The organism is Mycobacterium sp. SMC-4 (genome assembly GCF_050205565.1).
GTDB lineage: Bacteria > Actinomycetota > Actinomycetes > Mycobacteriales > Mycobacteriaceae > Mycobacterium.
Genome location: NZ_JBNMQU010000003.1, coordinates 329,585 through 349,391, shown reverse-complemented (window position 1 = coordinate 349,391; position 19,807 = coordinate 329,585). Strand labels below are relative to the sequence as shown.

The following is a 19,807-nucleotide window of genomic DNA, read 5'->3' as shown; positions in this document are numbered from 1 at the left end:
AGCCGTAGGCTTAGGGCCATGTCAACTGCACCGTATGGGGTCCGTCTGCTGGTGGGTGCGGCAGTGACCGCCATCGAGGAGACCCGCAAGCTCCCCCAGACCATCCTGATGTACCCGATGACCCTGGTCAGCCAGGTTGCACACCTGGTCATGAAGATGCAGCAGGACGTCGCGGTACTGGTCATCAAGGGCGACGAGACGCTCGAGACCATCTTCCCGCCCAAGGATGAGCAGCCGGAGTGGGCGACGTTCGACGAGGACTCCGACGACGGCGCCGGCGGCAGCACCGCCGACAGTGATGTCGTGGAATTGCCGGTGCGTGACGGCGAACGCATGACCGAGGGTCGGTTCGCGCTGTTCTCCGAGGAGCCCGACCAGCCCAACACCACCGCCGACGAGGATGCGGACTCCACACCCGCAGAAGCCCCGGCGATCGTGGCCGAGATCGACTACGAGTCGCTGACGCTGGCGCAGCTGCGGGCCCGCATGACGTCGCTGAAGATCTCGGATCTGGAGGCGCTGCTGGCCTACGAGGAGAGCACCAAGGCGCGCGCCCCGTTCCAGACGCTGCTGGCCAACAGGATCACGCGCGCGTCGGCGAAGTGACCCTGCCGCAAGGGCAGTCGCCGGAGAACCCGTTCCCGGTGCGTGGTGTCGCCATCCGGGTCGCCGGATGGATCGACAAGCTCGGGTCGGTCTGGGTGGAGGGCCAGATCGCGCAGCTGACGCTGCGCCCCAACTCCAACACCGCGTTCATCACGCTTCGCGACCCCGCGGCCGACATGTCGCTGTCGTTGACGTGCCCGCGCGACCTGGTGGTCAACGCGCCGGTGAAGATGTCCGACGGCACCCAGGTCATCGTGTACGGCAAGCCGAACTTCTACACCGGCCGCGGCACGTTCTCCCTGCGGGTCAGTGACATCAGGGCGGTCGGGATCGGTGAACTGCTGGCCCGCATCGAACGGCTGCGCCGCCTGCTGGAGGCCGAGGGCCTCTTCGATCCCCGCCTCAAACGACCCATCCCGTTTCTGCCCCACACCATCGGCCTGATCACCGGACGCGCGTCGGCGGCCGAGCACGACATCATGGCCGTCGCTTCGAGCCGTTGGCCGGCGGTCCGGTTCGCGGTCCGCAACACCGTCGTGCAGGGGCCCAACGCGGTCCCCCAGATCGTCGAGGCGTTGCGCGCCCTCGACGCCGACCCCGACGTCGACGTGATCGTGCTGGCCCGCGGCGGCGGCAGCGTCGAGGACCTGCTGCCGTTCTCCGACGAGACACTGTGCCGCGAGATCGTGCGCGCCACGACGCCCGTGGTCAGCGCCATCGGCCACGAGCCCGACAATCCGCTGTGCGACCTGGTGGCCGACCTGCGCGCAGCCACCCCGACCGACGCGGCCAAACGCATCGTGCCCGACACCGCCGCCGAACAGGCGTTGGTCAGCGAGTTGCGGCACCGCAGCGCGCGGGCGCTGCGCAACTGGGTGAACCGCGAGCAGCACCTGCTCGCGCAACTGCGCAGCCGTCCGGTGCTGGCCCGCCCGCTGGAGGCCATCGACGCGCGCGCCGAGGAGATCCGCCGGACCCGGGCCGCCGGCCGGCGCGACATCAACCGTCTGCTCGCCGCGGAAACCGACCGCATCGGCCATCTGTCGGCCCGGCTGGCGACACTGGGACCGGCCGCCACGCTGGCGCGAGGTTATGCGGTGGTGCAGACGGTGCCGACGTCCGGGCCGGCGGGGGTGCTGCGCGCGGTGGCCGACGCACCGCGCGGGACCCGCCTGCGCGTGCGGGTGGCCGACGGTGCGGTGCTGGCGGTCAGTGAAGGCGAGCCCGAAACCGAGGGGAACGAATGAAGCCCATTAGCGACCTGGGATACGAGGAAGCGCGCGACGAGCTGGTCGAGGTGGTGCAGCGACTCGAGCACGGTGGGCTCGACCTGGATGCATCGCTGAAGCTGTGGGAAAGGGGCGAACAGCTGGCGAAATGCTGCGAGGAGCACTTGGCCGGAGCGCGTCAGCGCGTGGAGCAGGCGCTGGCGGGCAGCGACGACTCCGATGATTGAGTAGGCAACGTCCCGGCGGCGAACTCTCGAAATTGGAACACGTTTCAGTTACCCTTCGCCCATGGTTTCCGACGCGCGTGACGCATCGCTGACGACTGACCTCGGCGGGGTCCTGGTGACCGGAGGGTCCGGGTTCGTCGGCGCGAACCTGGTCACCACGCTGCTGGACCGCGGTCTGCACGTGCGCTCCTTCGACCGGTCAGCGTCACCGCTCCCGCCGCACGACCGCCTCGAGGTCGTCGAAGGCGACATCACCGACCCGGCGCAGGTCGCCGACGCCGTCGCCGGCATCGACACCGTCTTCCACACCGCGGCGATCATCGACCTGATGGGAGGTGCGTCGGTCACCGACGACTACCGCCGCCGCAGCTTCGCCGTCAATGTCACCGGCACCGAGAATCTCGTCCACGCCGCCCAGGCCGCCGGCGTGCAACGTTTCGTCTACACCGCGTCCAACAGCGTCGTCATGGGCGGGCAGCGCATCTCCGGCGGAGACGAGACCCTGCCCTACACCGAGCGGTTCAACGACCTCTACACCGAGACCAAAGTCGTCGCCGAGAAATTCGTGCTGGCCGCCAACGGTGTGTCGGGCATGCTCACGTGCTCCATCCGGCCCAGCGGCATCTGGGGCCGCGGCGACCAGACGATGTTCCGCAAGGTGTTCGAGAGCGTGCTGGCCGGCCACGTCAAGGTGCTCGTCGGCAACAAGAACGTCAAGCTCGACAACTCCTACGTGCACAACCTGATCCACGGCTTCATCCTGGCCGCCGAACACCTGGTCCCCGGGGGCACCGCCGGTGGCCAGGCGTACTTCATCAACGACGGCGAACCGATCAACATGTTCGAGTTCGCCCGCCCCGTGGTGGAAGCCTGCGGCCAACGGTGGCCCCGGTTGCGCGTGCCCGGCCGGCTGGTCTGGGCGGCGATGACGGCCTGGCAGTTCCTGCACTTCCGCCTCGGCCTGCCCAAGCCGTTGCTGGAACCGCTTGCGGTGGAACGGCTTTACCTCGACAACTACTTCTCGATCGCCAAGGCGCAGCGCGATCTGGGATATGAGCCGCTGTACACCACCGAGCAGGCGATGCAGCAGTGCCTGCCCTACTACGTCGAGTTGTTCGACCGCATGAAGGCCGACGGCGAGCCCGTGCTCAACGCGGCTGTGCCCGCCTCGCCGCGAGGCTGACGCCGCGGGGTGCCATCATCGGACGGTGCCCGAGTTCCGGTTCGCCACCCACGGCGGCGCGCGTATCCGCTACCTCGACTCCGGCGGCGACGACCGCGGAGCACCGATCGTGTTCGTGCCCGGTTTCACCTGCGTCGCCGACGACTACCTCGAGATCCTGCCGATGCTCGGGCGACGCTGCGCGGTGGTCGAGCTGCGCGGCCACGGCCACAGCACCGCCGGCGAGAACCGGTACGACTCCGATGCGATCGCCGGCGACGTCGGCGCGGTGGTCGACGCGCTCACCGACGGACCCGTGCACCTGATGAGCTTCTCGCGCGGCACCGCCTACGCCGTGTCATGGGCGCTGGCCAACTGGCACCGGGTGCGTTCGGTGTCGATCGGCGACTATGTGCCCGCCGAACTCATCGTCCCCGACGACGCGTTCGGAACCGTATTGGACGGACGCTGGCGCGGCACCCCGGTGCACGAGCGCCTCGATCGGCACGCTGCGGTCGCGACGTTCCGCGCGGCGCGTCCCCAGTCGTTCTGGGAGTCGTTGGCGCACTGGCAGCCTCCGCTTCTCGCCGTCCGCAGCCCGAACACCCCACTGGTCGACGACGACGCGTGGGCCCGCTACCGCGAGCTGTTCCCGACCGCGCGACTGGTGGAGTTCACCGATTCACCCCACGACATCTTCCGGCCTGATCGCGGACGGTTCCCGGAACTGGTGCGCGAACTCGCCGACGCGAACGACTAGCCCGGGCACATCGTCGGCTTCGGTCGGCCTGCCGAAGTGGTAGCCCTGGCCGACGTCACAACCGTTGCCGCGCAACCAGTCCGCGGTCGCGACGTCCTCGATCCCCTCGGCGACGACCGTCATCCCGAGACCGTGTGTGAGGTCGATGACCGCGCACACCACCGCGGCGGCACGCACGTCGCGCGTCACCCCTGCCACGAACGAACGGTCCAGTTTGATCTCGTCGATCCACAGATCTCGCAGATACGACAGCGCGGAGTAACCGGTGCCGAAATCGTCGATGGCAACCCGCATCCCGCGTTCCCGCAGCTGGCGGAGCACGCCGGTGACCAGTCCGAGGTCCTTGATCACCAGATCCTCGGTGATCTCCACCGTCAACGACCGCGCCGGCAGTGCACGTCTCTCCAACGCTGCGGCCAAGGTCGTCGGGAGTCGCGTGTCGCGCAGCGACGGCGCCAACATGTTGAGCGCCACCGGAGTCGGAACCCCCTGATCGGCCCACCGCGCCGCGTCGTCGAGGGCCTTCTCGACGACCAGATCGGTGACCGGACGAATGAGGTTGTGCTGCCTGACCAATGGCATGAACTCCGCGGGCTGCAGCACACCGAGTTCAGGGTGCAGCCAACGCAGGAGCCCTTCCACCCCGACGACGCGTCCGCTGCGCAGGTCCACCTTCGGTTGATAGACCAGGCCGAACTCGCCGTGCTCCACCGCGTGCCGCAGATCGGCGAGCATCCGCACCTTGGCGGCCCCGGCGACCAGGACCCGGGCTGTGTCCTCACCATGGCTCAGTGCGGGCTCGTTCGCGATGTCCGCGTCGAAGGTCCGGATTCGCGGCGAGAAGGGGCGCTTGGCGGCCTGGACCGCCAGCGCGGCGCCCTGCATCAAGGTCTCCGGGGTGAAATCCGATCCGGCCGCCTCGGCGGCTGCCACGCCGACTCGGCAGCGGATCGACACAAGCTGACCGTCGACGGTGAACGGCTCGTCGAACGTTTCGACGACGCGCCGCAGGACTTCGCGAGAGTCGTCGAGGTCGCCTTCGAGCAGCAGCACGAAGTCGTCGGCCCCTACCCGCCCGACGGTGTCCCCCGGGCGCAGACACTCCGTGATCCGCCGACCGGCCTGCAGCAACAGCTCGTCCCCGACCGGGTGGCCCAGGTTGTCGTTGACGAACGTGAAGTCGTCGAGATCCAGTGCGGCCACCATGACCGGCCGCTCGTCGCGGCTGCGCAGCGTGATCGCGTGGGTCAGGCGATCGACGAACAGGGCGCGATTGGCCAGCCCGGTCAGCGGGTCCTTCAGCGCCTGATCGGCGGCAGCCTGCGACCATCGCCGGTTCTCGAACGCCGCGACGCCCTGTCGCAGACACACAGCGATGTTCAGCAGCGGGACGATCACCTTGGGTAAACCCGACATGATCATGGCCGGACCGATCGTGCCGACCAGCAGCAACGGTACGTAGGGCGCCCAGAGTGCGGTGGCCGACGGCACCGAGAGTTCCGCCGTCCGAGGTGGGGACATACGTCGACTCACCAATGCCGCCGCGCAGATCGCCACCAGAGCAACCGCCCACCCGACATCGAGGAGGTTTCCTGTCGCATACGTGCCCTCGGCGATGAAATAGGCGAACGCGCTGTCGGTGACCGTCGTGATCGCGAACCCCAGAACCAGCAATCCGACCATCGTGCGCTGGCCGGAGTCGACACGGGCCCACACGGCCACCGCCACAGCCAGGATGGCGATGTCGGCGGTGGGATAGAACAGAGCGAGCGCCAAGCCGAGTCGGTCCTGGCCGTAGGCCTCGTAGACACCGCCGAGCGCCAATATCCACGCCAGCAGGAACGTGCACAGCGCCACGGTCACCGCGTCGAGCGTGATACGCCAGTCCGCGTGCCGGCGTGAATAGGTCCCTGCGGGAGCCATCCGCAGCATCGCGGGAATGGCGAGAGCACTGAACACCAGGTAGAAGAAGTCGGCGGGGGACGGGAACGGTTCCACCCGGAACACGTATTCGCTGAGCAACCAGATCAGGTCGGCGACGGTCCAGGCTGCCAGCGCCACCGACATGGTCGCCCACGCGGTGCGCAGCCGCCCCTGCGCGGACCGGGCCGCCCAAACGCCGCAGACGGTCGCGTAGGCCGACAGCAGAACCATGACGAGGTCGTCGATGAGAGGCACATGTTCGGCGTCGCCGCCGACAGCAAGCAGGACAGCCAGCCCGACCACGGCGCCGATCGGCGTGGCCAATGACGCCCACGGCGTTCGCCGAAGGCCGCCGAGACCCACGCCACCCTTTTGCCCGATCACCGCACCAGCTGCTCCTCTACGCCCGAGACGTTTGCGCACGCAACCATCACAGACGCCAACCTATACCGCGGCGTGCCGTTCACATTTGCTGCTGGCGAATATCTCTCATTTGCCCAGGCATGCGCCCGACCGGGGCGCGGCGGCGGCGACCGGAACACGCCCGCCGATCCCGGCGTGGCGGCAACGGGCACGGCCAGCGGGCCACCTATCGGATCGGCCGCCACCGGGGTTTGCTGGGACGGCGATGACCAATCCAGCGGCACGCCGGTACCGGTGCGCGCACCCCCGAGGCGGTCAGGCGGATTCGGCGGTGGCCTTGATTGCGGCGAGCGTCGCCGGGATTCCCGTTCGAGCCGCCTCGATCCGCTTGGCGATCTCGTCATCAGCCGATTCGCCGAAATGCTCCCGGAATCCCGCCACGCCTTTGGGCAGCAGCGCCCACTTCTCCGTCAGTCGGGTGCCGTCGCCGGCCGGCTCCAGGTCGAAGCCCCAGTACACCCAGCCGTCGTTGACCTCCCAGGCGAACTCACGACCGGGTTCGGCGGCCACCACCTGACAACGGGTCTCCCAGGTCCGCTCCGGCGTCTCGTTCCGACCCGTGAACCACGCACCCACGTGCGGCCCGTCGCCTTCGTCCCACCAGCACGCGCGGCATACCGGACTCCACTGCCCCATCCGGGTCACATCGGACACCAACGCGTACAGGTCTGCCGGCGACATCGCCACCGTCGTCGACTCCGACATCTCGAGTTCGCTCACGGCGACAAGTCTGCCATGCGCCGAAACGCCGCTTCACTATTGCGTTTCTGCCCGTGGAATGTGACGTTATAACGCGTTCTACCCACTCGTCGAAAGGCTCACCGGATGGACAACGGTAAGGGACGCGTCGGCGTCATCGTCGGCGGTGCATCCGGGATCGGGTGGGCGACCGCGCAGACGCTGGCCGCCCAAGGTGTGTCCATCACGATCGCCGACCTGCACGGCGACGCTGCCCGAGCCCGCGCCGAGGAGCTCGGCTCCGGGCATTCCGCGGCCCAGGTCGACGTCATCGACGAGGACGCGGTGCAGCGGCTGTTCGACGACGTCGGTCCCATCGACATCGCGGTGAACTGCGCCGGGTTCAGCAACGTCGGTCTGATCACCGAGATGCCCGCCTCCGAGTTCCGCGCGGTCATCGACGTCTGCCTCAACGGCGCGTTCATCGTCTCCAAGCACGCCGGCCGCCATCTGCGGCAGGGCGGATCGCTGGTGCACATCAGTTCGCTCAACGGACGGCAACCGGCCGCCGGGATGAGCGCCTACTGCGCCGCCAAAGCGGGGTTGTCGATGCTGACCCAGGTGGCGGCGCTGGAGATGGGTCCGCGCGGCATCCGCGTCAACGCCGTGGCGCCCGGTTTCGTCCACACTCCGTTGACCGAGGCCGCGGCGTCGGTTCCGGGCGTCGTCGAGGACTACGTCGACAACACCGCGATCGGCCGCGCCGGGACACCCCAGGACATCGCCGACGCGGTGGCCTACCTGTGCTCCCCCGCGGCGTCGTGGATGACCGGCGAGGTGCTCGACATCAACGGCGGCGCCCACTTGAAGCGCTATCCGGACATCATCGCCCACGTCAACCGCCTGATGGGTCAGGCGTGAGTATCGCGGGCAAGCACGCGCTGGTCACCGGCGCGGGCTCGGGAATCGGCGCGGCCCTGTGCCGCGCCCTCGACGCCGCCGGTGCGCACGTCGTGTGCACCGACGTCGACGACGCCGCCGCAAGCCGCACTGCCGCAACGCTGTCCGACCGGGCCCGCGCAGCGCGGCTGGACGTGACCGACGCCCCCGCCGTGCAGGCCGCCGTCGACGAGATCGTCGACCGGGCCGGCCGCATCGACCTGATCTTCAACAACGCCGGCATCGTCTGGGGCGGCGACACCGAACTGCTGTCCCTCGATCAATGGAACGCGATCATCGACGTCAATCTGCGGGGCGTCGTGCACGGTGTGGCCGCGGCCTATCCGCAGATGCTGCGCCAGGGACACGGCCACATCGTCAACACCGCGTCGATGGCCGGGCTGGCCGCGGCCGGACAGGTCACCAGCTACGTCGCCACCAAACACGCCGTGGTCGGGTTGTCGCTGGCGCTGCGCTCGGAAGCCGTGCCGCGCGGCGTCGGGGTGCTGGTGGTCTGCCCCGCCGCCGTCGAGACGCCGATCCTCGACAAGGGTGCGGTCGGCGGCTTCGTCGGCCGCGATTACTTCCTGCAGACCCAGGGCGGCAAGGCATACGACGCCGACCGACTGGCCCGCGACACCCTGCGCGCGGTCGAACGCAACAAGGCGATCCTGGTCAAACCCACTGTCGCCCATGCCCAGTGGCTGTTCGCACGTGTCGCGCCCAGCCTGATGAACCGGATGTCGATGCGTTTCATCGCAGGACAACGGTCCCGGCAGACGCCCGACGCGCCGTCATCGCCGGTCGACTCCAGATAGGGTTACCGACGTCCGTCGGCGCGGCGGGCGGGAGGACCCAGTGACCGAACAGTTCACCCCGACGCAGAAGCGCGTGCTGGCTGTCATCACGCTGATCGCGCTCGGATTCGGCGCCTACTTCCTGCGCGGCTACGTACTGCTGATCGCTGTCGCCGCCGTTCTGGCCTACCTGTTCACCCCGCTGTATCGACGCCTGCACCGCAAGATGAACTCCGGGTTGGCGGCGACGGTGACCCTGCTGGCCGCGCTCGCGACCGTCGCCATACCGCTCTCGGGCGTCGTCTTCCTGGCGGTGATGCAGATCAGCCAGATGGTGACGAGCATCGGCGCATGGGCACAGCAGACCGATTTCAACGCGTTGGCTGAGCGGCTGCTCGACTCGGCCAACGAGCTGCTGGCGCGGGTGCCGTTCGTCGAGACCACCCTCACACCGGAGTCGGTGCGCCAGGCGATCGCCCGGGTGGGACAGAGCGCCGGCGAGGTCGCCCTGGGTGTGGCGCGCGACTCGGTGGGCGGGCTCACCTCTGTGGTGACCGGCGCGATCATCTTCCTGTATGTGTTCCTGGCGTTGCTGACCAACGGCGACAAGGTCGCCGACCTGTTCCGCGACCTGAACCCGCTGGGCCGCGAGGTCTCCGACATCTACCTGGCCAAGGTCGGCGCGATGGTCTCGGCGACGGTCAAGGGCCAGTTCATCATCGCCACCTGCCAGGGCGTGGCGGGGGCGGTGTCGCTCTACATCGCCGGCCTGCACGACGGCTTCTTCATGTTCGTGATCTTCTTGACCGCGTTGTCGTTCATCCCGCTGGGCAGTGGCATCGTCACCATCCCGCTGGGGATCGGGCTCGCGGTCTTCGGCAACCCCGTCGGCGGCATCTTCGTCGTGGCCTTCCACCTCGTCGTGGTGACCAGCATCGACAACGTGTTACGGCCGTTCCTGGTCCCCAAGAGCGCCCACCTGCATCCGGCGTTGATGCTGCTGGCCGTGTTCGCCGGGTTGGGGATGTTCGGATTCTGGGGCATCGTGCTGGGTCCGGTGCTGATGATCGTCATCGTGACGACCATCAGCGTCTACCTCGCGGTCACGAAGAACCAACCACTCGACGAGCTGACCGGCACCCGCGCCGACTCCACCGACGACCACGACCGGGACATCGCGTGGTGGCAACGCCTGGTGCCCAGGCGATTGCGGGCGTGACATGGAAACGGTGACGGTAGGCCTGATCGCCGATCCCGGATTGTCGACGAAGATCGCCGAGGCGCTCTCCGCGGACCTGCCGGCCGAATTCGCCCGCCAGATCAGCGATCAGGTGGACTGGAAGCTCGAGGTGTGCAGCCGCGCACTGCCACTCGACGACGACGGCAACATCGAGGTCTGGAAGCGCAGCTCCGAGGTCAAGCGCGATCAGCAGTGGGATCTCCTCATCTGCCTCACCGAGCTGACCAGACGGGTGGGCACCCGCCTGCTCGTCTCCGATACCTGGACCAGCCATGGTGCCGCGTTGATCTCGCTGCCCGCGCTGGGGCCCGTCCGGTTGCGTCGCCGGGTTCGCGAGGCGCTGGTGTACGTCGTGCGGGCGATGTACGCGGACCAGGACACGGGTCCGCGCAGACCGCCCTCTTCGCTGGCCGATCCCACGCGTCGCGAACTGACCACCGACGACGAGGGCACCAGTTCGCGCGTGGAGCTTCGGCCGCGACGCGGTCGACCTCGGCTGCTGTTGGGCATGGTCCGGGTCAACCGCCCGTGGCGCCTGATCCCGAGCTTGTCCAGTGCACTTGCCGCGGCGGTCGCGACGGCCGCGTTCGGGGTCTTCTACTACAGCATCTGGAACATGGCCGATGCGATGAGTGCAGTGCGGTTGGCAACGGTGAGCCTCATCGCGGTGTCGGCGATGATGCTGTGGTTGATCCTCTACAACGGGCTGTGGGCACGGCCGCAGAATCTCGACGACCGGAAGAACGCCGCGCTGTACAACAGCGCGACCGTGCTGACCCTGGTGGTGGGGGTGACCATCATGTACGCGCTGCTGTTCGTCGCTGTGCTGCTCGGCGCGCTGGTCGTCATCCCATGGGGTTACCTGGAGTCGCGGCTGGGCCATCCGGCGACATTGCTCGATTACGTCGAGCTGGCGCTGCTGGCCAGCTCGCTGGGAACGTTCGCCGGCGCGTTGGGATCCAGTTTCGAGAGCGACCACGCGGTGCGCAACGCGACGTTCGCCAAACGGGAGCAGGAGCGCCACGCCCGGACCCGGACCTGACCGGTCCGCGAGTTCAGCTCAACCGGCTCTTGAGGAACTCGACTACACGCTTGCGCGCCTCGTAGGCCGGATGTCCGTCGACTTCCCGCACCTGGTCGGTGAGCACCGAATGCGCCATCCGGTTGAAGCCGTCCGAATTGCCCTTGCCCGAGTCGATCTCGATGACCTCGAAGGCATCGCCGAGGCGGCTCTTCAACGTCGAGAACCGTTCGCCGGGCGACAGCGGGTCCTCGCTGAACCGCAGGCCCATCACACACAGCCCCTGCTCGGCGGCGCGTCGCTGCACCACCTGCAGTTCGGCTTCGGAGACGCCCGGGTCACGGCGGTGCTTCGACGTCAGCGGCAGCGGCAGCGACGGTTGGCTCATCACCGGCGCCAGCACGCTGTCGTCGACCGCGGCGGCCAACGCGAACCCGCCGGTGAAGCACTGCCCGATGACGCCGACGCCCGCACCCGGCGTCGTCGCGTTGAGGTCCCGCGCCAGCGCGCGCAGGTAGTGCGCCACCGGACGGTCTGCGTTGGTGGCGAACGCCGCGAACTCCTTGGCGACGCAGCCCTTGAGCATGACCGGGGCCGCGCCCGGACGCAGTGACGGCTTTCCGGGTGTCCCGAACAGCGACGGGGCGGCGACGGTGAACCCGTTGTCCACCAGCAGGTTTCCGAGCGCGAGCACGCCCGGGTGCAGCCCTGGCATCTCCGGGATCAGGACCACCCCGGGCCCCTGTCCTTTGCGGTAGACGTCGTAGGTCAGGCCCGCCGCGGTAAACGGCGTCGCGACCCACCCGCTGAGGTCTGATTCCGGGGCGGTCATGGCGGTCTCCGTCCGTCGAGCAGCTAGTTCGTGTCCAGCGGCGGCTGCGATTGCGTCGCCGCGGCCAGCGTACGAAACTCCTCGGGGCTGCCGGCGCCGGTCAGCGCGATCTGCGCCGGACCGGTCGGCCCGCTGATCCGTGCGGTCCACACCGGTTCTCCGGACCTGCCGTCGCGCTCACCGCCCTGGTAGACGATCCAGCGGATTCCGTCGACGTCCTCGGTGCCGGTCGGCACCAGATCGGGGCCGAACGTCGCGATCAGCTTCTCTTCGTCGGCGTCGCTCTGGGTCACGCTCAAGTACCGCCCCGTCGGCGTCAGGTATCCGACCGTCGACGCGACCGCGCGTACCTGCTGCCCGCCGGCCGGGTCGGTCCGGCCGGAGTCGATGCCTTTACGACTGCCGGAGTTGGACTGCCAGCCCTCGGGCACCGCGGGGAGACGGATCGGGATGCCCAGCGCTTCGGCGTCGGCGCGCAACGCGGCCGGGGCGTCGTAGTCGGGTGTCGGTCCGGTACCCGGCCCCGACGGTGCGAACGAGCACATCCCGAGCAGCCCGGCCAACACCAGGCACGCCACCACCAGCGGCGCCATCGACCAGAACATGTCCCGGCCGTCCTGCAGCAGGCGGGACTTCGGAGGGCGCGGACCGGGAACCTCCGCGACCGTGTGGCCCGGCTCGGGCGGCGTCGTCATGGTTGCCAGTATCCCAGCTCCCTGAGATCAACCCGTTAATGGGACAATCTGGCGCATGACGCCATCGAGACGTGAAGCGCCGGACCGCAACCTTGCCCTTGAACTGGTGCGGGTCACCGAGGCCGGCGCCATGGCCGCGGGCCGCTGGGTCGGTCGCGGCGACAAGGAGGGCGGCGACGGTGCGGCCGTCGACGCGATGCGCGAGCTGGTCAACTCGGTTTCGATGCGCGGCGTCGTGGTCATCGGCGAGGGCGAGAAGGACAACGCGCCGATGCTCTACAACGGCGAAGAGGTCGGCAACGGCGACGGCCCCGAGTGCGACTTCGCCGTCGACCCGGTCGACGGCACCACGCTGATGAGCAAGGGCATGCCCAACGCGATCTCGGTGCTGGCAGTGGCCGAGCGCGGCGCGATGTTCGACCCGTCGGCGGTGTTCTACATGAACAAGATCGCCGCCGGACCCGACGTGGCGGACTTCATCGACATCACCTCCCCGATCTCGGCCAACATCCAGCGCATCGCCAAGGTCCGCAAAGCGTCGGTGTCCGACGTGACGGTGTGCATCCTGGACCGGCCGCGGCACGCCAAGCTGATGGCCGACGTCCGCGAGGCCGGCGCACGTATCCGGCTGATCTCGGACGGCGACGTCGCCGGCGCGATCTCGGCCTGCCGCCCCGAGTCCGGAACCGACCTGCTCATCGGCATCGGCGGCACGCCCGAGGGCATCATCGCCGCGGCAGCCATCCGCTGCATGGGCGGCGAGATCCAGGCCATCCTGGCGCCGACCGACGACGAGGAGCGCCAGCGCGCCATCGACCGCGGCTACGACCTCGACAAGGTCCTCACCACCAAGGACCTGGTGGCCGGCGAGAACGTCTTCTTCTGCGCCACCGGCGTCACCGACGGCGACCTGCTCAAGGGCGTCCGCTTCTTCGGTGGCGGCTGCACCACCCAGTCGATCGTGATGCGCTCGAAGTCCGGCACCGTCCGGATGATCGAGGCCTATCACCGGCTCTCCAAGCTCAACGAGTACTCCGCGGTCAACTTCACCGGCGACAAGACCGCCGCCTACCCCTTGCCGTAATCCGAACCCCACCAGACGAACAGGGAGCCTTATGGCCGACAAAGATGTCGAATACCGCATCGAGCACGACACCATGGGTGAAGTGCGGGTCCCCAAGGACGCGCTGTGGCGCGCGCAGACCCAGCGAGCGGTGGAGAACTTCCCGATCTCGTTCCGTCCGCTGGAACGCACCCAGATCCGCGCGCTCGGCCTGCTCAAGGGCGCATGCGCACAGGTGAACAAGGATCTCGGGCTGCTCGACGCCGAGAAGGCCGACGCGATCATCGCCGCGGCGGCCGAGATCGCCGAGGGCCGCCACGACGACCAGTTCCCCATCGATGTGTTCCAGACCGGGTCGGGCACCAGCTCGAACATGAACACCAACGAGGTCATCGCCTCGATCGCCGCCGCCAACGGCGTGACGGTGCATCCGAATGACCACGTGAACATGTCGCAGAGCTCCAACGACACGTTCCCCACCGCGACGCACATCGCCGCCACCGAAGCCGCGGTGCGCCAGCTCATTCCGGCTCTGGAGGTGCTGCACGAGTCGCTGGCCGCCAAGGCCCGCCAGTGGCGCACCGTCGTCAAGTCCGGCCGCACCCACCTGATGGACGCGGTGCCGGTGACGCTGGGTCAGGAGTTCGGCGGCTACGCCCGCCAGATCGAGGCCGGTATCGAACGGGTGCGCGCCTGCCTGCCCCGCCTCGGTGAGCTCGCCATCGGCGGCACCGCGGTGGGCACCGGTCTCAACGCCCCCGACGGGTTCGGCGCCAAGGTGGTCGAGGTGCTGGTGGAGCAGACCGGCATCGCCGAATTGCGGCCCGCCCTCGACTCTTTCGAGGCGCAGGCCACCCGCGACGGCCTGGTCGAGGCGTCCGGTGCGTTGAAGACGATCGCGGTGTCGCTGACCAAGATCGCCAACGACATCCGCTGGATGGGCTCGGGCCCGCTGACCGGTCTGGCCGAGCTGCAGCTGCCCGACCTGCAGCCGGGCAGCTCGATCATGCCGGGCAAGGTGAACCCGGTCATCCCCGAGGCCGTCACCCAGGTGGCCGCGCAGGTGATCGGCAACGACGCCGCCGTCACCGTCGGCGGTCTGTCGGGTGCGTTCGAGCTCAACGTGTACATCCCGATGATGGCGCGCAACGTGCTGGAGTCGTTCACCCTGCTGGCGAACTCGTCGAAGTTGTTCGCCGCCAAGTGCATCGACGGCCTGGTCGCCAACGAGGACCGGCTGCGTGAGCTCGCCGAGTCGTCGCCCTCGATCGTGACGCCGCTGAACTCGGCGATCGGCTACGAGGAGGCCGCCAAGGTGGCCAAGCAGGCGCTGGCGGAGAAGAAGACGATCCGGCAGACGGTCATCGACCGCGGCCTGATCGGCGACAAGCTCTCCGAGGAGGAGCTCGACAAGCGCCTCGACGTGCTCGCGATGGCCAAGGTCCGCGACGGCGACTGACCTTCGCCCGTTCAGCGTGGCGGCCGGGCGCCGTACAGGGCGCCCGGCACTCGCGGACCCAGCAACTCGCTGACGGTCACCAGGTGGTAGCCGTCGGCGCGTAGTTTCGGGACGAGCTCGGCCATCACGTCCACCGTCGCGCCGAGTGTGTCGTGCAGCAGCACCACCGTGTTCGGCCGGAGCTGTTGCGTCAGCAGAGCGCGGGTGGTGGCGGCGTCGTGCATCCAGTCGTACGGGACGACGTCCCAGTTGATCACGGCGAGGTTCTGCCGCCCGGCCTCGGCGAGCACCACGTCGTCGATGTGCCCGCCGCCGGTGCGCGCCAGCGTGGGACGCTGACCGGTGGCCGCTTCGATCGCGGTGGTGGCGCGATGGAACTGTTCTGCGACCTGATCCGGTGCCAGCGTGGTCATGTCCGGATGCGACCAGGTGTGGTTGCCGATCTCCATGCCCGCGTCGGCGACGCGCCGAGCTGCGGCGGGGTCGGCCGCGACCTTGTCGCCGATCAGGAAGAACGTCGCCCGTGCGTCGTAGTCGCGCAGGATCTGCAGCAGCCGGTCGGTGTGCGGGCCGGGCCCGTCGTCGAACGTCAGCGCCACACACTTGACCACCGCGCAGTCGATGGGGTTCGCGACCGCAGGTGGGGCGGCGGCCACCAGCAGCGCCGCCACCACCGCGATCACCCAACGAGCCACTGATGCCTCACCTGTCACAGGTATCCGACTTTTGCAGAGGAAGTGCGAGTAACCGTCTGCAAAACGTGGATGTCTGTGACTTTCGGTGCGCCAGTGTCTGATTCACCGTCAGGGCAGCGCCCCCGGGCTGATCTCCTCGAGCATCTCGGTCACCAGCGCCGCGATCGGCGAGCGCTCGCTGCGCAGCAGCGTGATGTGCGCGAACAGCGGGTGCCCCTTGAGCTTCTCGATCACCGCGGCCACGCCGTCGTGGCGGCCGACCCGCAGATTGTCGCGTTGCGCGACGTCGTGGGTCAGCACCACCCGTGAGCCCGAACCCAGCCGCGACAGCACCGTCAGCAGCACGTTGCGTTCCAGCGACTGCGCCTCGTCGACGATGACGAACGAGTCGTGCAGCGACCGGCCCCGGATGTGGGTCAGCGGCAACACCTCGAGCATGCCGCGCGAGAGCACCTCCTCGAGTACGGCCGGGCTGGCCAATCCCTCGAGGGTGTCGAAAACCGCTTGGGCCCAGGGGCCCATCTTGTCGCTCTCGCTGCCCGGCAGGTACCCGAGATCTTGGCCGCCCACCGCGTACAGCGGCCGGAACACCACGACCTTGCGCTGGGTGCGTCGTTCCAGCACCGCCTCCAGGCCGGCGCACAGCGCCAGCGCGGATTTGCCGGTGCCGGCCTTGCCGCCGAGGGAGACGATGCCGACCGACTCGTCGAGCAGCAGATCGAGGGCGACGCGTTGTTCGGCGGACCTTCCCCGGAGGCCGAACACCTCGCGATCACCTCGTACCAGCTGCACCTTCTTGTCGGCGTTGACCCGGCCCAGCGCGTGAGAACTGCTGCCCAGCAATCGAACTCCCGTGTGGCACGGCAGGTCGCGGGCCGCCGCGAGGTCGATCTCACCGTCGGCGAACAGCGCGTCGACGTCCTCGGCGGCCACCTCGAGCTCGGCCATCCCGGTCCACCCCGAGGTGACGACGTCCTGGGCGTGGTACTCGTCGGCGGCCAGGCCGACCGCACCGGCCTTGACGCGCAGCGGAATGTCCTTGCTGACCAAGGTGACCCGTTTGCCTTCGGCGGCGAGGTTGGCCGCGCAGGTCAGGATGCGGGCGTCGTTCGTCTCGGTGCGGAAACCCGCCGGCAGCACCGTGGGGTCGCTGTGATTGAGCTCGACCTGGAGCGTACCGCCTTGCGCCCCAACGGGAATGGGCAGATCAAGCCGTCCGTGTTCCAACCGGAGATCGTCGAACATGCGCAGCGCCTGCCGAGCGAACCAACCCAACTCGTGGTGGTGGCGTTTGGCTTCCAGCTCGCTGATGACGACGAGCGGAACCACCACCTCGTGTTCGGCGAACCTGGTGATGGCCCAGGGATCGGACAACAACACCGACGTGTCCAGCACGTAGGTTCTGATGGGCGAATCAGTCACGTAGCACTCCTCGAGGCTGCGCGAGTTCCTGCGGCCCCACACGAACTTCTCGGTGGATACACACGCGGTCTCAGGACCGGGGCCGGCCCTCTCAATCGGGACCGCCCGGACAGCAGAGCAAATCGCTAGCCATCGGAGCCGACGGTACTCCCGCGCGGGTATGCGTGCTCTGTAGGCGCGCCGAACTCCGGACGCCGCGTGCGTTACGAGTTCGTGAACTGTTTCAGGGCCGCTTCGTCGGCGATCCCCCAGGCGGTGATGCGGTCGACGATCACCGTGCGCAGCTGGTCGCGGTCGAAGATGCCGGCCGCCGCGACGTTGGCCACCTTGTCCTGGTAGGCGTCGATGTCGCCGCCGATGACGCCGAGCTCCGCGGCGCGCTTGGCGATCGCGTCCAGGGTCTCGTCGCGGTGGGTGGTCAGGCAGTGCGCGATCAGGTTGCCGAAGAACTCCTCGTGGCGTTCCTCGTCGCGGGCGATGCGCCCCACCAGCGATGCCAGCACGGGCTCGTCGACCTGGGCCTGCAGGTTGCGGCAGAACACCGCGTGGGCGCGCTCCCAGAACGCCATGAACACCAGCGTCTCGATCTGGCTGTAGGTGTTGGCCCGGTAGCCCTTCATGACGTGTTCGACGCGCACGTTCTCGTTGGCGGTGGGGTCGACCTCGCGGGTGACCACCAGGTAGTTGCGCAGCGCGATGGCGTGCAGATGCTCCTCGGCGGTCCAGCGACCCAGCCAGCGGCCCCACTTGTCCTCGAGGATGAAGTGCTCGACGAGCTCGCGGTGGTAGCCGGCCAGATTGTCCTTGGTGATGAGCAGGATCTCCAGCGCGTCGGTGACGTGTCTGGGCAGGCTGACCTGCGAGGCATCCCAGTCCCGGCCGCCGAGGAACGCGAAGTTCTCGCCCTGGTCGAAGGGCACATAGTCGTGGGCGAACCACGGGTCCTCGGAGTCGAGGTGGCGGCGCAGCTCGACATTGACGACCGGTTCCAGCTCGAGCGTCAGTGCATTAGCGACAGGTTTCTGTGCCATGCGGTTACATTAACTCAAGTCTGTGGGGATCGTAAATTTCCGGCCCGCGACACGCCCGCCGAACTTGCATTCCACGCGCGTCAAGTCGCGGGTTGACGCGCGTGGAATGCAATTTCGGCGACGAGGTCAGAGCGTCAGGCCCGGGTACAGCGGGTTGGCGTCGAGCAACTCGGCCGACGCAGCGCGCACCCGCTCGGCGGTGCCGTCGGCCAGTGTGTACTTGGCCTTCGACGGTCCCTTGGGGCCCGCTGCGGGCTGGGTGTTCTTCAGCACCTCGACCACGAGCTCCGCCACGCGATCGAAGTCGTCGGCTCCGAACCCGCGTGTGGTCAGCGCCGGAGTGCCCAGGCGGATGCCGCTGGTGTACCAGGCGCCGTTCGGGTCGGCCGGGATCGCATTGCGGTTGGTGACGATGCCGGCGTCCAGCAGCGCGGACTCGGCCTGCCGACCGGTCAGCCCGAACGACGTCACATCCAGCAGCACGAGATGGTTGTCGGTGCCGCCGGTGACCAGCGCGGCGTCACGCTTGACGAAGCCGTCCGCCAGCGCCTGGGCATTGTCGGCGACGGACTGGGCGTACTCCCGGAACGCCGGCTGCCGGGCCTCGGCCAGCGCGACGGCCTTGGCGGCCATCACGTGCGACAGCGGACCGCCCAGCACCATCGGGCAACCCTTGTCGACGGCCGGTGCGAACTCTTCGGTGGCCAGCACCAGACCGCCGCGCGGACCGCGCAGCGACTTGTGCGTCGTCGTCGTGGTGACGTGCGCGTGCGGCACCGGGTCCTCGTCACCGGTGAACACCTTGCCGGCCACCAGGCCCGCGAAGTGCGCCATGTCGACCATCAGCGTCGCGCCGACCTCGTCGGCGATCTCGCGCATCTTGGCGAAGTTGACCCGGCGCGGGTAGGCCGAGTAACCGGCGACCAGCACCAGCGGCTTGAACTCACGCACCGCGGCGGCGACGGCGTCGTAGTCGATGAAGCCCGTCGTCGGATCGGTCCCGTACTGGCGCTGGTGGAACATCTTGCCGGAGATGTTGGGCCGGAAGCCGTGGGTCAGGTGTCCCCCGGTGTCCAGCGACATGCCCATCAGCCGCTGATTGCCGAGCTTGTTGCGCAGGCTCTCCCAGTCGGCCTCGGACAGGTCGTTGACGTGCTTGGCGCCCAGCTCGGCCAGCCCGGGCGCCTCTACCCGGGTCGCCAGGATCGCCCAGTACGCCACCAGGTTGGCGTCGATGCCGGAGTGCGGCTGCGCGTAGGCGTACGGCGCGCCGAAAAGTTCGCGGGCGTGCTCGGCCGCGAGTGCCTCGACGGTGTCGACGTTCTGGCAGGCGGCGTAGAAACGGTGCCCGACGGTGCCCTCGGCGTACTTGTCGGAGAACCAGGTGCCCATGGTCAACAGCACGGCCGGTGAGGCGTAGTTCTCGCTGGCGATCAGCTTCAGCGACGACCGCTGGTCCTCGAGTTCCTTGCGGGTGGCCTCGGCGACGCGCGGCTCCACGCTCTCGATCACCTGCAGTGCGGCGCGATAGGCCTCGCTGGCCGTATCGGCGTACTCGGCGCCCAGACCTGACAGCGGTGAAGAAGTCATGGCAGGGAGCCTAAT

At 68.5% G+C, this 19,807-nt stretch carries 19 protein-coding genes; 11 read left to right on the top strand and 8 right to left on the bottom strand.

Annotated elements, in window-relative coordinates:
• The first annotated feature begins 18 nt into the window (after positions 1-18).
• The 5 genes from ACQI46_RS08525 (at position 19) to ACQI46_RS08505 (ending at position 3,984) form a co-directional block, all read left to right on the top strand.
• A complete protein-coding gene (locus tag ACQI46_RS08525; RefSeq protein WP_427093534.1) occupies positions 19-606 on the top strand; it encodes a lipid droplet-associated protein in 588 nt (195 codons plus the stop codon).
• Positions 603-1,853: an exodeoxyribonuclease VII large subunit gene (gene xseA / locus ACQI46_RS08520; protein ID WP_427093533.1), complete on the top strand. Its 1,251-nt coding sequence runs from the start codon at positions 603-605 to the stop codon at positions 1,851-1,853. The genes ACQI46_RS08525 and xseA overlap by 4 nt, the downstream gene beginning before the upstream one ends.
• Positions 1,850-2,062: an exodeoxyribonuclease VII small subunit gene (locus tag ACQI46_RS08515; RefSeq protein ID WP_427093532.1), complete on the top strand. Its 213-nt coding sequence runs from the start codon at positions 1,850-1,852 to the stop codon at positions 2,060-2,062. Before xseA ends, ACQI46_RS08515 begins: the two co-directional genes overlap by 4 nt.
• Positions 2,063-2,123: 61 nt before the next feature.
• Positions 2,124-3,245 carry a 3-beta-hydroxysteroid dehydrogenase gene (locus tag ACQI46_RS08510; protein ID WP_427093531.1) on the top strand — a complete coding sequence of 374 codons (1,122 nt, stop codon included), beginning with the start codon at positions 2,124-2,126 and terminating at the stop codon, positions 3,243-3,245.
• A 25-nt stretch (positions 3,246-3,270) separates the two neighbouring features.
• A complete protein-coding gene (locus tag ACQI46_RS08505) occupies positions 3,271-3,984 on the top strand; it encodes an alpha/beta fold hydrolase (RefSeq protein WP_427093530.1) in 714 nt (237 codons plus the stop codon).
• Here ACQI46_RS08505 and ACQI46_RS08500 read toward each other — a convergent pair.
• A complete protein-coding gene (locus ACQI46_RS08500) occupies positions 3,907-6,291 on the bottom strand; it encodes a putative bifunctional diguanylate cyclase/phosphodiesterase (protein ID WP_427093529.1) in 2,385 nt (794 codons plus the stop codon). The two genes, ACQI46_RS08505 and ACQI46_RS08500, sit on opposite strands and share 78 nt — an antisense overlap.
• Positions 6,292-6,585: 294 nt before the next feature.
• Positions 6,586-7,050, bottom strand: a complete 465-nt coding sequence (locus tag ACQI46_RS08495; protein ID WP_427093528.1) for an SRPBCC family protein — start codon at positions 7,048-7,050, stop codon at positions 6,586-6,588.
• A gap of 105 nt (positions 7,051-7,155) precedes the next feature.
• Between ACQI46_RS08495 and ACQI46_RS08490 the strand changes: the two genes are divergently transcribed.
• From ACQI46_RS08490 to ACQI46_RS08475, 4 genes are read left to right on the top strand one after another with little or no spacing between them, the layout of a single operon-like run.
• Positions 7,156-7,929, top strand: coding sequence for an SDR family NAD(P)-dependent oxidoreductase (locus tag ACQI46_RS08490; protein ID WP_427093527.1), 774 nt, complete (start codon positions 7,156-7,158; stop codon positions 7,927-7,929).
• A complete protein-coding gene (locus tag ACQI46_RS08485) occupies positions 7,926-8,765 on the top strand; it encodes an SDR family NAD(P)-dependent oxidoreductase (protein WP_427093526.1) in 840 nt (279 codons plus the stop codon). Before ACQI46_RS08490 ends, ACQI46_RS08485 begins: the two co-directional genes overlap by 4 nt.
• A 40-nt stretch (positions 8,766-8,805) precedes the next feature.
• On the top strand, positions 8,806-9,963 hold the full coding sequence (locus ACQI46_RS08480) for an AI-2E family transporter (RefSeq protein WP_427093525.1): 1,158 nt from the start codon (positions 8,806-8,808) through the stop codon (positions 9,961-9,963).
• 10 nt (positions 9,964-9,973) lie between these two features.
• Complete coding sequence (locus ACQI46_RS08475) at positions 9,974-11,026, top strand: hypothetical protein (protein WP_427093524.1); 1,053 nt, start codon at positions 9,974-9,976, stop codon at positions 11,024-11,026.
• Positions 11,027-11,039: 13 nt separating this feature from the next.
• Here the strand turns inward: ACQI46_RS08475 and ACQI46_RS08470 are convergent, their stop codons facing one another.
• Complete coding sequence (locus ACQI46_RS08470) at positions 11,040-11,837, bottom strand: dienelactone hydrolase family protein (RefSeq protein ID WP_427093523.1); 798 nt, start codon at positions 11,835-11,837, stop codon at positions 11,040-11,042.
• 23 nt (positions 11,838-11,860) lie between these two features.
• The gene (locus ACQI46_RS08465) at positions 11,861-12,532 is read right to left on the bottom strand and encodes a DUF4245 domain-containing protein (RefSeq protein WP_427093522.1); all 672 of its coding nucleotides are present in this window, start codon (positions 12,530-12,532) and stop codon (positions 11,861-11,863) included.
• Between the two features lie 55 nt (positions 12,533-12,587).
• Here ACQI46_RS08465 and glpX point away from each other — a divergent pair, with 55 nt between their 5' ends.
• Both glpX and ACQI46_RS08455 read left to right on the top strand, forming a co-directional pair.
• Positions 12,588-13,616, top strand: coding sequence for a class II fructose-bisphosphatase (gene glpX, locus ACQI46_RS08460; protein ID WP_427093521.1), 1,029 nt, complete (start codon positions 12,588-12,590; stop codon positions 13,614-13,616).
• Positions 13,617-13,647: 31 nt separating this feature from the next.
• Positions 13,648-15,054 (top strand): class II fumarate hydratase, encoded by a 1,407-nt coding sequence (locus ACQI46_RS08455; protein ID WP_427093520.1) that lies wholly within the window; start codon positions 13,648-13,650, stop codon positions 15,052-15,054.
• A gap of 11 nt (positions 15,055-15,065) precedes the next feature.
• On the opposite strand, the gene ACQI46_RS08450 is transcribed toward ACQI46_RS08455, so the two are convergent.
• The 4 genes from ACQI46_RS08450 to ACQI46_RS08435 form a co-directional block, all read right to left on the bottom strand.
• The gene (locus tag ACQI46_RS08450; protein ID WP_427093519.1) at positions 15,066-15,749 is read right to left on the bottom strand and encodes a polysaccharide deacetylase family protein; all 684 of its coding nucleotides are present in this window, start codon (positions 15,747-15,749) and stop codon (positions 15,066-15,068) included.
• 108 nt (positions 15,750-15,857) lie between these two features.
• The gene (locus ACQI46_RS08445; RefSeq protein WP_427093518.1) at positions 15,858-17,171 is read right to left on the bottom strand and encodes a PhoH family protein; all 1,314 of its coding nucleotides are present in this window, start codon (positions 17,169-17,171) and stop codon (positions 15,858-15,860) included.
• Positions 17,172-17,374: 203 nt separating this feature from the next.
• Positions 17,375-18,202, bottom strand: a complete 828-nt coding sequence (locus ACQI46_RS08440) for an acyl-ACP desaturase (RefSeq protein ID WP_427093517.1) — start codon at positions 18,200-18,202, stop codon at positions 17,375-17,377.
• 126 nt (positions 18,203-18,328) lie between these two features.
• Complete coding sequence (locus ACQI46_RS08435; RefSeq protein WP_427093516.1) at positions 18,329-19,792, bottom strand: glycine hydroxymethyltransferase; 1,464 nt, start codon at positions 19,790-19,792, stop codon at positions 18,329-18,331.
• Positions 19,793-19,807 lie beyond the last annotated feature (15 nt).

Bases quoted from the DNA above. Each gene is read 5' to 3' on its own strand.
- ACQI46_RS08470 (WP_427093523.1), bottom strand. From the start codon at position 11,837: ATGACCGCCCCGGAATCAGACCTCAGCGGGTGGGTCGCGACGCCGTTT.
- ACQI46_RS08440 (WP_427093517.1), bottom strand. From the start codon at position 18,202: ATGGCACAGAAACCTGTCGCTAATGCACTGACGCTCGAGCTGGAACCG.
- ACQI46_RS08455 (WP_427093520.1), top strand. From the start codon at position 13,648: ATGGCCGACAAAGATGTCGAATACCGCATCGAGCACGACACCATGGGT.
- ACQI46_RS08490 (WP_427093527.1), top strand. From the start codon at position 7,156: ATGGACAACGGTAAGGGACGCGTCGGCGTCATCGTCGGCGGTGCATCC.
- ACQI46_RS08510 (WP_427093531.1), top strand. From the start codon at position 2,124: ATGGTTTCCGACGCGCGTGACGCATCGCTGACGACTGACCTCGGCGGG.
- glpX (WP_427093521.1), top strand. From the start codon at position 12,588: ATGACGCCATCGAGACGTGAAGCGCCGGACCGCAACCTTGCCCTTGAA.
- ACQI46_RS08525 (WP_427093534.1), top strand. From the start codon at position 19: ATGTCAACTGCACCGTATGGGGTCCGTCTGCTGGTGGGTGCGGCAGTG.
- ACQI46_RS08515 (WP_427093532.1), top strand. From the start codon at position 1,850: ATGAAGCCCATTAGCGACCTGGGATACGAGGAAGCGCGCGACGAGCTG.
- ACQI46_RS08435 (WP_427093516.1), bottom strand. From the start codon at position 19,792: ATGACTTCTTCACCGCTGTCAGGTCTGGGCGCCGAGTACGCCGATACG.
- ACQI46_RS08465 (WP_427093522.1), bottom strand. From the start codon at position 12,532: ATGACGACGCCGCCCGAGCCGGGCCACACGGTCGCGGAGGTTCCCGGT.